This window comes from Bartonella sp. AC329YNZD (assembly GCF_042196685.1).
In the GTDB taxonomy this organism is placed as follows: domain Bacteria; phylum Pseudomonadota; class Alphaproteobacteria; order Rhizobiales; family Rhizobiaceae; genus Bartonella.
Map to the genome: position 1 here is coordinate 73,618 of NZ_JBHIQS010000005.1, position 15,347 is coordinate 88,964.

A 15,347-nucleotide genomic window follows, 5' to 3' on the forward strand; every position below is an offset into this window, starting at 1 on the left:
ATAAGATACATTCATTTCAAATTCACCTAATGTAATAAAAATATTTACTTAGATATTTCAAGTGCGCTTAATATGTGGATAAAAACATGTAAGAAAGGAATAGAAATCTCTCTTATGAGCCATTTTAATAATAACGCATGAAAAAATATTAAAGGCTAGCAAATAAAATAATTTTATTAAATCTTTGTGTTTTTATGAAAATATGAAAAATAAAGGAGTTAAGAAAAAAATAAGGAAATAGAAAACATGCTTTATCATTCTTAGAATGATATGTTGTTTGATAAGCCATTACGCTTCTTTAGGATTATTGCTTAGGATATCAAAGAAAACCGCATGCCAATTATCCCAACCTTTGAAGTACAAAGCTACAGTTGAAAGAAAAGCATTCTATGATGAACCATTAAAACGACTAGAGAGAGAAAGTGGAAAAAATATCTTTTTCCACTTTCTTATTTGTTATTGGATTCGACCACTTGCATGAGCAAGCATAGTATAAACTTTTCCGGTATCTGATATCAAGTACTTGCGAACTGAGTTGGAAGAGCCAGAACTGCGCGATATATCACGTAAGAGCTTTTCGAAATCTGTAACATATTGATTCACTGAACGTTTAAACCCAAAATCGCTCATATATTTTTTCTTAATCATTTCAAATATTTTTTGTCCATTTAAGGTATAAAGGCGTTCTGTTACGATGTTTTTTTGTCCACGTTGATAATGATCCCATAGCTCAACAATGGCATTGTGATTAATCGCTTGCACTATACCAGCAGCTAATGAATTAAGAGAGCAGTTTGCAGGAGATGGTTTTGTTTGCACTGATGTTAAAACAGCCTCACTAGGGGGAGCATCATAAAATGTTTCTTCACGTGAAGCTCTTTCTAAGAGATTTGATACCCATTTATTTGGTCTTTTTTTGCTTTGATCTTGTTGCAAAATAGGCTTAGGTGGCACAATCTTTTTAACAGACTCAGTGGAACTGTCACTTTTTTGATTAAACATTGATGATGTAGGAAATGCTGATATTAGCTGTTTTTGTGCGCTCTTTTGATCATTTTGTATAACACTGACTAAATCTTGTAACGCTGTAATCTGTTCATTCAAAGCTGTGCGAATTGTTTGCGTTGTTTCTTTTGTTTTTTCTGGAAGTTTTTTTACATTTTCATTGATATCATTATTAATCTTTGAAAGCTCTAAACGAACTTCATCAGCGGAGCGACGTATATCTTCTGCTGCTTCTGAAAAACGCGTTGATGCTTCACTAACAAGCTTATTAAGTGATTGTTGGAATGAATTTGTGGAGTTACGCGCATTCTTATCAGAGCGTTCAAGTGCTAAGTTGAAGATTTTTTCATAATGCCCAATCATTTGATTAATTTCATGAGACTTTGAAACAAGAGCATCGCTTAATACAGAAAGCGTATTATGTTTTTCTTCAAGTGTTGCACTAAGTGAATTTTCAGACTGTTCAAGAACATGAATAGTTTGGGAAAGTGTCTTTGCATGTTCACCAAAACTGCTCGTTATATGATTAATTTGTTCAAAGGTATTCTTTGAAAGTCCTTGCAGAATTTCAACATTAGTATTGAGCGCTTGATTTGAGGCTGACAAACGCTCTGCTACTTGGTCCGTGTTGCGGAAAAAATTATTCGTACTCTCATTAAACTGCCCATCAATATTTTGAACAGCCGATAATAAAACATTACTATTTTCGTGAAAATTGTAAATTGATTGATTCAACTGTGTTAAGATGGATGAGACATTATTAACAAGCTCTTCCTTCATAATCGTTATTGTTTGAAGTGTTTCAGAGTTAGCTTTGGTTAAGCTATTCACTAGAGATTCATTATGTGCATAAATTCTTTGTTCAGCATCTTGTGTGGAGAGAGAGAGTTGTTCACCGATATGCTGTGTTAAAGAATCAATTGATTCTGTCGTACTTTGCGCTGCTTGATTTAAGTGATTTGTTAGCTCTGTTATTTTTCCAACATGTTCTGAAATTTGTGTGGCTGTTTGATTTCTTGCATCTTCCAGACGGCTCGTTACATCAGAGAGCTGATGTCCTAAATTATTTTTAAGATTTTGCATAGAGTGATGAAGAACATCACAGCGTTCATTAAGGACTTGTTCTATTGCTGTTGTTGATGTGTGAATAGTTTCATTCAATAATGCTTGTGCATTATGACTGGCTGTTGTGAAAGCTTCGACAGTATGTGCTGTTTGTTCAGACAAAACGGACAGAACTTTTTCACTGGTATCATAAACTGTTTTTTTAACGTTTGATACAATGCGATTTCCTGATTCTGAAAGAATATTTTCTGCTTGTGCAGTAACATTTGTAACAGAAGAAAGAATTTGTTCACTTGTAGAAGAAAGAATGTCAGAGGCCTTTATAATCTGACTGTGCAGGTTATCTGTCACTGTATTAACAGAATCTTCTAAGGTGACACGCATATTGTCAACACTGCTTTCCAGCGCTTGTTGAATTATCTGACTTTGTTCATTATTAAGCATGAGAGATGTTTTTAAAGTGTCAGAACGTTCCTCAATAACAGATGTTTGTGCATCAATAGCTTCACATACTTGGCTAATTTTTTCAGATAATGTTTCTTCTAGCGTTGTTGTACGTTCAAAAATTTTGTGTGCACGAACTTCTAGATTTGTATCAAATGATTCCATACGCGTCTCAAGAGTTTCAAAGAAAACACCACTCGATTGAGAGAGAGTATTCTTTAAAGTTTCGGCCTGACTTTCAAGATTTTTGATATGATCTTGAACCGTTTCAGTAATATTTTTATTGTTGGCAACAATTGCGCTCTCAACTAAATCTATCTGTTGTTTCAATGCAACATCAACACGTATATCACTTTTTGCAATGAGATTATGGATTGTTTCCATGCGTTGCTCGAGTGTGCGTGCTTGATCGGCAAGAACTTCATTGAGAGAAAAACTATTAATCGCTAAAGAGTCACGTAGAGCATCAGCACGTATATCAATATTTCTCGCTTGTGCTTCTAAAGCATCTTGGGTTGTATTACAACTTTGTACAATGACATCTTGTAACTTTTCAGTGCATTGAATGATGTTCGTAATATGATTTTCAGCTTGTTTATCAACGACTTGAACATTATCAGCCAAAACTTTTTCAATATGAGAAGTATTTTGGGATAAAACATCAATTTGATTTCTTAATGTATCCGCAATTTTATTCTTCTCGTTATCGAGCATATCTGCCATAAGAGCTCGTTGATCAGAAAGTTGTACTTTAAAATCTTGTGAACGTTCTTGTATGATATCAACAATGGCATTGTCGACATATTGAATTTCTTCTCTCAGACTTTCTTTACTTTTATCAATTGCAGAAAGAATAGCTTCACGTCCATTTGTAAATGCATGGGTAATGTCTGCTGTTTTTTCTTGGAGGTTCTCATTTATTTTCAAGACATGAGCTTCCAAGAAGTTACCAAGTTTTTCAGCATTATCCTCTAAAGCCTGACTTCGTTCTATAAAGGAATCAATAATGGAATCACTATGTTTTTTAAGAGAATGATCAACAGTTGCTAAACGTTGTTCAAAGGCTCCAATCGCTTGCGAGGTTACGTTATCAAATTTAGAAGAGAGTTTATGTGCTTGGTCGTCGAGCTTTAAGATCTTCTCATCAAAATTCTGTATAGATTGATTATTACGATCAATAAGAGCTTTATCTAAGGCTTTAAACTTTTCATCGACAGCGTGCAAAGTTTGATCTGTTACTGTTTGTATATGTGTTGCAATTTTAGCAACATGTACTTCCGCTTTTTCAGCTGTTTCATTAAAAGTTTTTTCTATTTGTTTTTCATTATGATCAAATCGTTTTGCAAAGCCATCGAAGTTTTTTCCTAATTCATGAAAAAATTCCGTGTTTTTTTGCTGAATTTGTGTTGTTGTTTTGTTAAATTTTTCAACAAGTTGATTTGTTACGCCATCACCGGCACAGGAAAGTTTTTCAACAAGGTCTTCACCTTGTTTTTGTAAAGTTTGAGAAAGGGTTTGTGCAAGCTTTTCAACATTGGTGACAATGTTAGAGGTAACCAACCCAAATTCATCACTCAGTTGTTCTTGGGTTCCTTTAATTGTTGATTGTACGCGATCTGCATGATTCAAAATGGCTATGCGTTCATTACTCAATTCTTTGATTAATGTGTGAATGCGTGATTCATTCTCAGCATAGGCTTGTTCTAGATTGTGAACTTCACCTTGTATGATTGCTTCAAGTTCAACAGCACGTCCGAGGGTACGCTCAATACCTTCGTTCATTGCCGCTACTTCTTCACGAATGGTTTGCCCTATAGCAATAGCTTGTTTTTCGGATAGATGTTGTGGTTCACTAAGGCGCTGTGCAGCATTGGTCATAAGAAGAGCAATATTATGCAAGTCGTTTGAGCGTTTTGTTAATTGGGCAACGCCCCAAGATATAAGGATAGGAATTGCTGTTCCGGCTGCTACAGCGAGTCCTGTTGGGGATGTAACAAAAGTGCTGATATTGGATAAGGAGCTGAGTCCGGTAGGTGCGAGCTTATGCGCAATAAAAGCTCCTCCCGTTGCCCATAAAGCACTAAGCGCTGTTGTATACCAGTAGACTCGAGAGGAAGAACGCTGCTTTAATGGTCCAAAATTTACAGGGGTTGTTATATCATCATTTGCAGGAAGAAGTTTTGTAGACAACAATGTATTATGAACAGTTCCACCTGAAATATCAGGTGAAGGTTTTGGAGCAAAAAGCTGTTCAACAACGGATTTATCAATAACAGCTTCATCATGAATATTAGAAACAAAAGTTGATGTACCGTTTTCAGCAAAAAATTCTTCTTCTGCCATTGCAATTTTTTGAATCAGATCATCGACATTAACAACATTTTCAGAATTATTGGATGATATCGTTTCAAATCCTGTGTTATCGAAATCAAAGTTCATAGCTTTTGTGAGGGCTTCTTCAACTTCAACTTCAAATGTTTGCAATTTTGTTCTGCGTGCCATACTCGCCTCGTACTCTTACAGCCGGAAAAGGGATACGTCCTCTTCCACATAATTTCTATATACTAGCTGTTAATTATTTAGAAAGGAATATGCTTAGGGAAAAATTTTAAAAACTTATCAAGATAAAGTTAACGCAGTTTCTTGTATCCTGTTTTAAAATATTATAAAATATAGTAAAAACAATTTATTATTTAAATCTAACTAAAACAAAAACACTGTTTACAACTTGTGTTTATAAAAAGCTTTATAAGCCGGCAATCTTTGAAATAAGGATAATTTAATAGCGGTTATATATACAGTAAGGTGCGAATGCCTCTCTTTAATATCGATAATCGTTAATAAATGTTGTTGTCCGCTTGCTTTTATTGATTCTAAACGAAGCAGATTCATCATCACATATAGTCTGTAATAGCTTAGGATGTATAAAGTATGCCTTTGAATTGTAAGCTCATAAAAAAGTAAACGTGGAAAAATTTCTAATTTAATATAGATTTTCGTAAGTTGTACTTTATTATTGCCTTAAAGAGCTGTTTTTTCTCTGATTTCAGTTGTTTGTTTCTGAATTTTGAAGCTTCTACGTTGACAATTGGATATTTTTCAGTCGATATGCATGCACGAATATTTTATGCAATCTAGATAAAGGTGTAAGAATAATGGCAGAGCGATCACAACACCTGCAAGATGTGTTTTTAAATACGGTGCGTAAGCAAAAAATTTCCCTTACAATTTTTCTTGTCAATGGCGTTAAACTCACGGGTATTGTAACTTCATTTGATAATTTTTGTGTTCTTTTGCGCCGAGATGGACACGCGCAATTGGTTTATAAGCATGCTATTTCTACGATTATGCCTGGACAGCCTGTACAGATGTTTGAGGGTGAAAGTCCTGAGTAAGCACGTCATTTTAAGATAGACCTCTTATCCCATTTTAAAAGTACTTAGATTGCTATGATAAATGAAAATGAGAGATTAGGAGGGGTGTTTTCGCAGAATACAGAACAGGTGCGTGCACTTGTTTTGATACCGATTTTTCAAGAAAATAGAAGTGAAAGCTCTTTGAGAGAGTGTTCTATATCTTCTCGTGTTAAAGAATCATTGGGGTTAGCGCGTGCTATAAGGTTAGAAGTTGTTAATTATGAAACGATTAATATTGCAACGCTTCGCTCTGCGACACTCTTTGGAAAAGGTAAAGTAGATGCGTTAACCTGTTATATAGATGAATATTCTATTGAGCTTGCGATTGTAGATCACTTTTTAACGCCAGTACAGCAGCGTAATTTAGAAAAATTATGGAATTGCAAAGTTATCGATAGAACAGCTTTGATTCTTGAAATTTTTGGGGATCGTGCACGAACAAAAGAAGGAGTTTTGCAAGTAGAGTTAGCGCGTTTGTCCTATCAAAAAGGGAGGCTTGTGCGGAGTTGGACGCACTTGGAAAGGCAACGGGGGGGGCGTGGCTTCCTAGGGGGACCTGGTGAGACGCAAATTGAAGCAGATAGGCGTCTTTTACAAGAAAAAATTATTCGTATTCGCCGCGAATTGCAAACGGTTATTAAAACACGTGCACTTCATAGAGCAAAAAGGAAAAAAACATCTTATCCTGTTGTAGCAATGGTAGGATATACGAATACAGGAAAGTCAACTCTCTTTAACCGTTTAAGCGGTGCAGATGTTTTAGCAAAGAATATGTTATTTGCAACGCTTGATCCGACTTTGCGCAAAGTTGTTCTTCCCCATGGAAAAACTGTTCTTTTGTCTGATACTGTAGGGTTTATTTCTAACTTGCCAACGAATTTGATTGCAGCTTTTAGAGCAACCCTTGAAGAAGTGGTTGAAGCGGATCTCATTCTTCATGTAAGAGATATGTCAGATCTTGATCATCGAGCACATGCCCAAGATGTTTTAGAAGTGCTTTCAAGTCTTGATATCGATATTGATGATATGGAGCACATCATAGAAGTTTGGAATAAGATTGATATGTTAGATGAGCAAGCATTGAATGTTTTACAAACAAGCGCAAAGACGCGATTAAATCCTGCTCTCATGGTATCAGCACTTAAGGGGGATGGACTCGATCAATTATTAAGAGCCATTGAAAAGCGAATTTTTGGAGACGTGCAAAGCATTGAATATCTTTTACAACCTCATGAAATGTCGCTTATTGATTGGTTTTATGAAAACTCTGCGGAAATAGTGCAAGAAGGGCATGATGATGGGTCTATTACCATTAGAGCGGTTGTTACTTCTGAAGCAAAAAAACAACTAGAGAGCCTCAAAAAAAATATGAATTAAGTTCTTTAAAGCTATTGTTGAACATTTTTGCTTAAATTTTATATTTTTATTATCTCAAAATAATATGACAGCAAGTTAAGAGGATAGTTACTACTTTCTCTTAATAAAACAATATGAAGAAGTATTTTGCTGGTTAAAATAAAGATGAGTCTTACATGTAATAAAAGACTATTCGTACGTACCGTATGGCGAAGCATTTTGATTGTTTTGCTATTACAAATGCTATGTGTATCTTTGATTTGGTTGTATTATTTTGTCCAGCCCCGTGGTTACCAAGCAACTTTAATATTTTCATTATCTGATTCTGTTGGAAAGCCATTACCAATTAAAAAGCAAGACAATGTTATCGCCTTTTTGTTTTCACAGCCTATAATTTCAAATGATTCTCCTTTTTCTTTAAGGGTTTCTTATAAGAAAAAAAATCAGGAAAATATCCGTTTATCGCGTCATGGTGAACTTATCAACCTTACTTTTGAAGCTGAGACACAGGAAGCAGCACAACGTGGGTTGGAAACTTGGTTTTCCGTATTTTCACAAGCAATCATAAAACAAAAACAATTCTTGTTAAATGATAAATCTGAAGACAAACAATATGATAACACTGCGATTATTAATATCGTGCAGGAATTTCGGTCCTCTGTTGATTCTTTTATTCAGCATGGTGTCAAACAAACAGAGCTTCATGATCTTTCGATGCAATTAATGCAAGCAACTTTAAAGCGTATTCATTTAACAAGTTTGAATTCAACGATTAACATGATACGTGAAAATGGACAGTCTTTACTGTCTTTATCGTTTATTGCAGATAATTCAGCAATTGTTTCTCTGGAATCTAAACGTGATCTCTTGGAAACGCAAAGAGCACATATGGCGGCGCAATTGGGGTGGACACATCCTCAAATTAAGGCAATGACTGCGGAGTTAGAAGCGGTTTCCCATCAATTAAACAATAAAATTTTACAGATCGTTTATCAAGTTCATTCAGATATAATTATTGCAACGGAGTTGGAAAAACAGCTCCAAAAAAGGGTGAGTTTTTTTGTAAAAGATCAATCCCAATCTTTGAATGAAATATTTAACGAGTTTGAAAATAAAATAAAAGCAGCGGTCGATGCACAAAATAAAGTGATGAGCAAATCTGCTCAAAGAGAAAAAGTTATTGGTTCATATTGGGGATTGAGTGATAACCCTCTTCTCTTACAAAATACAAAGATCAATGTGGTAATGCCAACAACTTTAGCCCCCATTTCTTTTATGGCTCTTTATGGAAAAAATGTTCTTGTGGGTGCATTGGCCAGCTTCCTTACTCTTTTGCTAGGAATAATGTTATTTTATCCGTTCTTTAAAAGCAAAAAAGACCAACTTTCAGAAGAGGATGTGAGATTAAAAGAAAATGCTCTCAAGAAGAATGAGAGTCTTTTAGTTTCTCAAGAAATAAAAAATCTTGAAGCTTTTATTACGATAGAGGGATTATCTGATGTTTTAAAATGGCATGCTTCAACAGTTATTTCAATTATTGGACCAGAGGCTGCACGGACAGCGGCAAAGCTTTCACTTCATCTCACAAAAGAGAACAAAACAATTTTATTGATCGATATCTCTGGTCAACAAATAGAGAAAGTCATTGGCCCACATCGCGGACTGAGTGATGTTTTAACCGGCCATGCTCAGATGCATGATGTTATTTACCGCGATTACGATACGGGCGTTGATATTCTTCCTCAGGGATTAACAAGTGCTGTTTCTGCACAAGATTTTTCAAATAATATTTCTCATATATTACAAGAATTTAAAAAAGAATATGATTTTATCATTTTAGAGATGGCAAGCAAACCAAAATATGGTTTTGAACAATTTGCAGAGCTAACAGACTATTATATTTGTAATACTGTTCTTAATGAACAAGATTGGATGATGTGGATGGTAAGCAGCTTTCCAAAGACTGTTTATCGTGTTGTTGCATCATAAACTTCGTAAAAGAGAAAAGAAATATGTATCATATGCTATAGTGGTACGCTTGTTTTTTGCTGAAGTTATAGTACATACTAAAATTAAAGATTTAATGTTAATTTTAAAATGCATTTTAGTTGGAGAGAAGCGTGGGGCAATCAGAGATGGCAGTAAAGAGATTAAACGATAACTTTTTAACACCTGTGCAAAAGGAAAATAGAAAACATATACAGGTGTGGCTTTACTCTATTTTACTGCTTTGTTTGGCAATTGTCTTAGTGGGTGGTGCTACTCGTTTGACGGGATCAGGATTATCTATAACGGAATGGAAGCCAATACACGGTGTTATTCCACCGATTGGTGAGGATCAATGGCAAGAGGAATTTTTAAAATATCAACAAATAGCACAATATAAGCTTCTTAATCGTGATATGACCTTAAGTGCTTTTAAGGTCATTTTTTGGTGGGAATGGGCGCATCGTGTTCTTGGGCGTCTTGTTGGTCTTGTTGCTTTATTAGGGCTCATTTGGTTTTGGGCAACTAAACGTATTGAAAAAAATATCTTACTTCCGCTTATTGTCGTACCTATTCTTATCGCCTTTCAGGGTTTTATTGGTTGGTGGATGGTCGCTTCAGGGATTGGGCAGAGTAATTTAACAAGTGTGAGCCAATATCGTTTGGCATTTCATCTTATAACGGCATGTTTTGTTATTGTTTTTGTTACTTATTTATCTCGAGGACTTGCAGAATACTCAGAAAAGCCAGCAAATCAAAAGGTGCAATATTTTGCGTCTTGGCTTGTTATTCTCGTTTTGATAGAGATTTATTTCGGAGCTTTGGTTGCAGGGCTTCATGCAGGAAAAGTCTATAATACATGGCCGCTTATGGATGGGCAGATTATTCCTGATGGATTGTTGCAGCATCGTCCTGTTTGGCTCAATTTATTCGAAAATTCCTTAATGGTTCAATTTATTCATCGGTTTTTTGCTTATTTTTTATTTATTGTCTCAGTTGTTCATGCTTTCTATGTACAAAAAAATGCTCCACATTCAACCCATTCTCGTCGTGCATTTCTTATCTGTGTTATGATTATTATCCAAGCAGTCTTGGGTATCTTAACACTGTTACATGAGGTTCCGATAAGTTTAGGGCTCATTCATCAAAGTATGGCACTAGCTGTGTTATGTTTTGCGGTTGCGCACTGGCGAGCAACGAAAGGGGCATATCGCGTTGTGGAATAAAAGTTTGTGGGTAGGGAGGTTTAGTCGCTTGAAAGCATTAAATCGAGGTTCTGGATAGCTGCAGCTGATGCGCCTTTTCCTAAATTATCGAATATGGCGCTGAGATTAAAAATGCCTTCGCGATCATTGCCAAATACGAACAGTTTCATACCGTCTTTATTGGCTAAACACTCTGGATTAAGTCTTTCAAGTGAAACAGTTTCTTCTTGTGATGCAACTAAAATGGTATTTTGTCCATCGTAATGGTTTGCGAGAATTTCGCGCAAATCAGAACAGTTTGCTGATTTTGTGAATAAATGGCGATGCAGAGGAAGATTCACAATCATTCCTTGGGGAAAACGACCAACACTTGGTATAAAAACTGGGGTTTGATTGATTTGTCCATAGATTTTAATTTCTGGCACATGTTTGTGTGCAAGATTAAGACCATAAATAAAATAATTTTCCTTAATATTTTGTTGAGATTGATTTTCCATTTGTAAAATCAACTGTTTTCCACCACCGGTATAGCCGGAGATTGCATTAATCGAGATGGGATAATCGGCGTCTAGCAGTCCTGCTTCACGGAGTGGGCGAATCAAACTAATGGCACCAGTAGGATAGCATCCGGGATTGGTTACATAATGTGCTGCTTGGATGCGCTTTCTTTGTCCTGCTGTCATTTCAGGAAAACCGTAAACCCAGTCTGGTGTAACACGGTGTGCTGTCGAGCTATCAATAATCCTAATGTTTTTATTTTTTTTAAGCCAATGAACGGTTTCGCGTGCAGCATCATCTGGAAGACACAAAATAGCAATATCAGCTTGATTAAGATAGTCTTGTCGTAGATGAACATTATGGCGATCTTTATGAGAAAGAGAGAGTAGTTTTAAATCTGTACGCCTTTCTAAGCGTTTTTGTATTTGTAGTCCGGTTGTGCCATGTTCACCATCAATAAAAACTTTGGTTGCCATTCTTTTCTCTACTATATTCAGCTTTTCATATTATAAATTATTTTAAATCATTACCAACTTAAATAATAATTATTAAATTATTGAATTTATTTAGATTATAAATATTTTTTTGTAAAAGGTGTAAACAAATAAGAGCGTAAAAGAAGAAATTTAACCTCATTTTTCACCATTTTTATGAGAGACGTTTTTTGCTGTCTCTATGACAAGGAACAGGATAATTATTTGTATCATTATTTTTGAGTGTAAGTAGTTTAAAATGTTTGGTTTGCATGGTTTGCTGTGTTATCGTTTAATGACTTTATTTTTTAATGTTAGGAACGTATTTTATGACTCAGCAAAAAAATGACGCACAAGAGCGCTTTTTTAATGATAATTTACAAACTGTTGATGATGCAATCTTTGATGCAATTATGGAAGAATTTGAGCGTCAACAACATGAAATTGAATTGATTGCTTCAGAGAATATTGTTTCAAGAGCGGTCCTTGAAGCGCAGGGGTCTGTTTTAACCAATAAATATGCAGAAGGTTATCCAAGAAAGCGCTACTATGGCGGATGTCAATTTGTTGATGTCGTTGAAGATTTAGCCATTGAAAGGGCAAAACAGCTTTTTGGTGCTGCGTTTGCAAATGTACAGCCTAATTCTGGTAGCCAAATGAATCAAGCTGTCTTTTTAGCTTTACTTCAGCCTGGTGACACATTTATGGGGTTGGATTTAAATGCTGGTGGTCACCTTACGCATGGTTCACCTGTTAATATGTCAGGAAAATGGTTTAATGTTGTTTCCTATGGTGTACGTCAAGAAGATCAGATTATTGATATGGATGAGGTTGAGCGACTTGCAAAAGAACATAAGCCAAAACTTATTATAGCAGGGGGCTCATCTTATTCTCGATTCTGGAATTGGGAAAGATTCCGTGAAATTGCAGATGAAATCGGTGCTCATTTACTCGTTGATATGTCTCATATTGCTGGTCTTGTTGCTGGTGGCGTACATCCTTCACCTGTTCCACATGCGCATATTGTAACGACAACAACACATAAATCGCTTCGAGGTCCCCGGGGTGGTTTGATATTGACAAATGATGAGGCTTTATCCAAAAAAATTAATTCTGCTATTTTTCCTGGTCTTCAAGGGGGGCCTTTAATGCATGTGATTGCGGCAAAGGCTGTTGCATTTGGGGAGGCTTTGCATCCTTCTTTCAAGAATTATACTGCCAAGGTGGTCACACATGCGAAAACTTTAGCAAAAACATTACAGAATAATGGTTTTAATATTGTTTCTGGCGGTACAGATAATCATTTATTGTTGGTTGATTTACGTTCCAAAAATCTAACAGGTAAACGTGCTGAATTGGCTTTAGGACGCGCTCATATTACCTGCAATAAAAATGGTATTCCTTTTGACCCTGAAACGCCATCTATAACATCGGGAATTCGTTTGGGCTCACCTGCTGCTACAACGCGTGGTTTTTTAGAAAAAGAATTTATTCAAGTTGGTCATTTGATTTCAGAAGTTCTTGATGGTCTTCGGAACGCAAAAAGTGATGAAGATAATCATGCTGTTGAAATGGCTGTTAAGAAAAAGGTGGAAGATATAACGAATCAATTTCCTCTTTACTCTTATCTCAGCGCTTGTTAAGGATATAAAAGAGATGCGCTGTCCTTATTGTCAATATGAGGATACACAGGTTAGAGACTCGCGTCCTGCAGAAGAGGGGGCAGTGATTCGACGCCGCCGTGTTTGTTCTGTTTGTGCTGGTCGCTTTACAACTTTTGAACGTGTTCAGTTGCGTGAGCTTTTAGTCGCTAAAAAAAGTGGACGATGTGAACCTTTCGATCGTGATAAGTTAATGCGATCAGTTGATGTGGCTGTACGTAAGCGCAATATTGATCCTGATCATATTGAACGAGCAATTTCTGGCATTGTACGCCAGCTTGAAAGTTTGGGAGAACCAGAGATTTCTTCAGAAAAAATTGGGCATCTTGTGATGGAAGCATTGAAAAGAATTGATGATATTGCTTATATTCGTTTTGCTTCTGTGTATCGAGATTTCCGTAATGCAAGCGATTTTCACGATGTTATAGATGAATTGTCAAAGGGTATCGCGGATACAGAATCTCGTTTTGATGAATAAAAAATTGCAAGATGAACGGTTTATGGCTGCAGCTATTCGTTTAGCAGAACGTCATGTCGGTCTTACAGGTGAGAATCCTTCAGTTGGTACATTAATTGTGCGAAACGATAATGGTGGAGGGGCTTTTATTGTTGGCTATGGCGTAACAGCTATTCATGGGAGTCCTCATGCGGAAGTGCAAGCTTTACACATGGCAGGTTCTTTGGCTCAAGGAGCTACTGCTTATGTTACATTAGAACCTTGTGCGCATTATGGAAAAACTTCGCCGTGTGTGAATGCACTTATTGATTCAGGTGTTTCTCGAGTTGTTGTTGCGCTGACTGATTGTGACAAGCGTGTTGATGGTCATGGTATTGCTCTTTTGCGAGCGGCGGGTATTGAAGTGGTTGAGGGCATTTTAGCTGAAGAGGCTTTTGAATCCTTATGGACGCATTGGTGCATAAGAAAGATACAACGCTGTGCGGTCACTTTTAAAATGGCAATTTCTGCAGATAATGGTGTTGGAAAAAAAGAGAAGGGCAGCGTAAAAATTAGTGGAACACTTTCTCATGCCCATACGCATATTTTACGTGCTCAAAATAATGCTATCCTCGTTGGTATTGGAACTATACTCGCAGATGATCCACAACTCAATTGCCGCTTGCCAGGGATGGAAATGCGCTCACCAATTCGTATTATTTTGGATGCAGATTTATCTATCCCCCTTGATGCAAAAGTTGTCCAAACAGCAATAAAAATCCCTACATGGGTTATTTGTGATGTAGATCTTTCAAAGAAAAGCAAAAAAAATGCATTGGAGCAATATGGTGTGTCTGTTTATTCGGTCGAGATGAACAATGGTTGTGTAGAACCCTTTGCTCTTTTACAGATGCTTTATAAACATGGGATTAATAGTGTTTTATTGGAAGGGGGCGTCAAGACGGGGGAAAAATTTTTGAATGCTGGTTGTGTTGATTATTTGATATGTTTTCATACCCCCATTGTTTTAGGCAAAAATCGTATTGAAGCCCCTCATTTTGGAAATTATCTTTCGCAGTTTCATGAGATTGAGACAAGAATGTTTGGAAATGACCGTTTTTATAAGTGGAGACGTAAGACATTATGTTCACAGGAATTATAACGGATATTGGTTGTGTTGAAGATGTTCAACCTTTAAAGCAGGGGATGCGTTTAAAGATTTCCACACGCTATGCTATAGAAAGTTTAGCAATTGGCGCATCAATTGCTTGTTCGGGAATTTGTCTGACAATTGTAGAGCGAGGATTAAAGCAAGAAGATTCCAATTGGTTTGTTGTTGAAGCGTGGGAAGAAACATTACGTTTAACGAATCTTGCACAATGGATAAAAGGAACTTTTGTTAATTTGGAACGTTCGCTTCGATTGGGTGATGAAATGGGGGGACATTTGGTTTCTGGTCATATTGATGGTTTGGCTGAAATCATTGATCAAAAAAAGGAAGGGGATGCAATTCGCTTTTATTTAAAAGTTTCAAGACAATTTATGCCTTTTATTGTTAATAAGGGATCTATTGCACTTAATGGGACATCTTTGACTGTTAATGGTGTTGAGGATTGTGTTTTTGATGTTCTTATTATTCGCCATACACTCGAAATGACAACGTGGGGACAAGCTAAAATTGGAGATCGGGTAAATTTGGAAATTGATCAACTTGCTCGTTATGCTGCAAAACTTTTTACTTTAAAAAGAGAAGATGAATAAGCCAACACTCTATTGATCGTTTTCAGAATTTTATGCTTTAT

General features: G+C 36.2%; 10 protein-coding genes. 8 read left to right on the forward strand and 2 right to left on the reverse strand.

Annotated features, from left to right (window positions below; genetic code table 11):
- Positions 1-456 precede the first annotated feature (456 nt).
- The gene (locus ACFIMW_RS04085) at positions 457-5,016 is read right to left on the reverse strand and encodes a hypothetical protein (RefSeq protein ID WP_375608304.1); all 4,560 of its coding nucleotides are present in this window, start codon (positions 5,014-5,016) and stop codon (positions 457-459) included.
- Positions 5,017-5,669: 653 nt separating this feature from the next.
- Between ACFIMW_RS04085 and hfq the strand changes: the two genes are divergently transcribed.
- The 4 genes from hfq (at position 5,670) to ACFIMW_RS04105 (ending at position 10,498) form a co-directional block, all read left to right on the forward strand.
- Positions 5,670-5,909, forward strand: coding sequence for an RNA chaperone Hfq (hfq, locus tag ACFIMW_RS04090; protein WP_005773461.1), 240 nt, complete (start codon positions 5,670-5,672; stop codon positions 5,907-5,909).
- Between the two features lie 54 nt (positions 5,910-5,963).
- A complete protein-coding gene (hflX, locus tag ACFIMW_RS04095) occupies positions 5,964-7,307 on the forward strand; it encodes a GTPase HflX (protein WP_375608303.1) in 1,344 nt (447 codons plus the stop codon).
- 144 nt (positions 7,308-7,451) lie between these two features.
- Positions 7,452-9,275, forward strand: coding sequence for a hypothetical protein (locus ACFIMW_RS04100; RefSeq protein WP_375608302.1), 1,824 nt, complete (start codon positions 7,452-7,454; stop codon positions 9,273-9,275).
- A gap of 131 nt (positions 9,276-9,406) precedes the next feature.
- Positions 9,407-10,498, forward strand: coding sequence for a COX15/CtaA family protein (locus ACFIMW_RS04105; RefSeq protein WP_375607105.1), 1,092 nt, complete (start codon positions 9,407-9,409; stop codon positions 10,496-10,498).
- 20 nt (positions 10,499-10,518) lie between these two features.
- On the opposite strand, the gene argC is transcribed toward ACFIMW_RS04105, so the two are convergent.
- On the reverse strand, positions 10,519-11,451 hold the full coding sequence (gene argC / locus ACFIMW_RS04110; protein ID WP_375608301.1) for an N-acetyl-gamma-glutamyl-phosphate reductase: 933 nt from the start codon (positions 11,449-11,451) through the stop codon (positions 10,519-10,521).
- Between the two features lie 326 nt (positions 11,452-11,777).
- On the opposite strand from argC, the gene glyA reads away from it, so the two are divergent.
- From glyA to ACFIMW_RS04130, 4 genes are read left to right on the forward strand one after another with little or no spacing between them, the layout of a single operon-like run.
- Entirely contained in the window at positions 11,778-13,091 is a 1,314-nt protein-coding gene (gene glyA / locus ACFIMW_RS04115) for a serine hydroxymethyltransferase (RefSeq protein WP_375607107.1), read from the forward strand.
- A 13-nt stretch (positions 13,092-13,104) separates the two neighbouring features.
- On the forward strand, positions 13,105-13,587 hold the full coding sequence (nrdR, locus tag ACFIMW_RS04120) for a transcriptional regulator NrdR (protein ID WP_375607108.1): 483 nt from the start codon (positions 13,105-13,107) through the stop codon (positions 13,585-13,587).
- Entirely contained in the window at positions 13,580-14,707 is a 1,128-nt protein-coding gene (ribD, locus tag ACFIMW_RS04125) for a bifunctional diaminohydroxyphosphoribosylaminopyrimidine deaminase/5-amino-6-(5-phosphoribosylamino)uracil reductase RibD (protein ID WP_375607109.1), read from the forward strand. The genes nrdR and ribD overlap by 8 nt, the downstream gene beginning before the upstream one ends.
- Positions 14,689-15,306, forward strand: a complete 618-nt coding sequence (locus ACFIMW_RS04130; protein WP_375607110.1) for a riboflavin synthase — start codon at positions 14,689-14,691, stop codon at positions 15,304-15,306. Before ribD ends, ACFIMW_RS04130 begins: the two co-directional genes overlap by 19 nt.
- Positions 15,307-15,347: the final 41 nt, after the last annotated feature.

What these genes read in the sequence shown, in the direction of transcription:
- ACFIMW_RS04085 (WP_375608304.1), bottom strand. Translation starts at nt 5,016, where the DNA reads ATGGCACGCAGAACAAAATTGCAAACATTTGAAGTTGAAGTTGAAGAA.
- ACFIMW_RS04100 (WP_375608302.1), top strand. Translation starts at nt 7,452, where the DNA reads ATGAGTCTTACATGTAATAAAAGACTATTCGTACGTACCGTATGGCGA.
- hfq (WP_005773461.1), top strand. Translation starts at nt 5,670, where the DNA reads ATGGCAGAGCGATCACAACACCTGCAAGATGTGTTTTTAAATACGGTG.
- ribD (WP_375607109.1), top strand. Translation starts at nt 13,580, where the DNA reads ATGAATAAAAAATTGCAAGATGAACGGTTTATGGCTGCAGCTATTCGT.
- ACFIMW_RS04130 (WP_375607110.1), top strand. Translation starts at nt 14,689, where the DNA reads ATGTTCACAGGAATTATAACGGATATTGGTTGTGTTGAAGATGTTCAA.
- glyA (WP_375607107.1), top strand. Translation starts at nt 11,778, where the DNA reads ATGACTCAGCAAAAAAATGACGCACAAGAGCGCTTTTTTAATGATAAT.
- argC (WP_375608301.1), bottom strand. Translation starts at nt 11,451, where the DNA reads ATGGCAACCAAAGTTTTTATTGATGGTGAACATGGCACAACCGGACTA.
- nrdR (WP_375607108.1), top strand. Translation starts at nt 13,105, where the DNA reads ATGCGCTGTCCTTATTGTCAATATGAGGATACACAGGTTAGAGACTCG.
- hflX (WP_375608303.1), top strand. Translation starts at nt 5,964, where the DNA reads ATGATAAATGAAAATGAGAGATTAGGAGGGGTGTTTTCGCAGAATACA.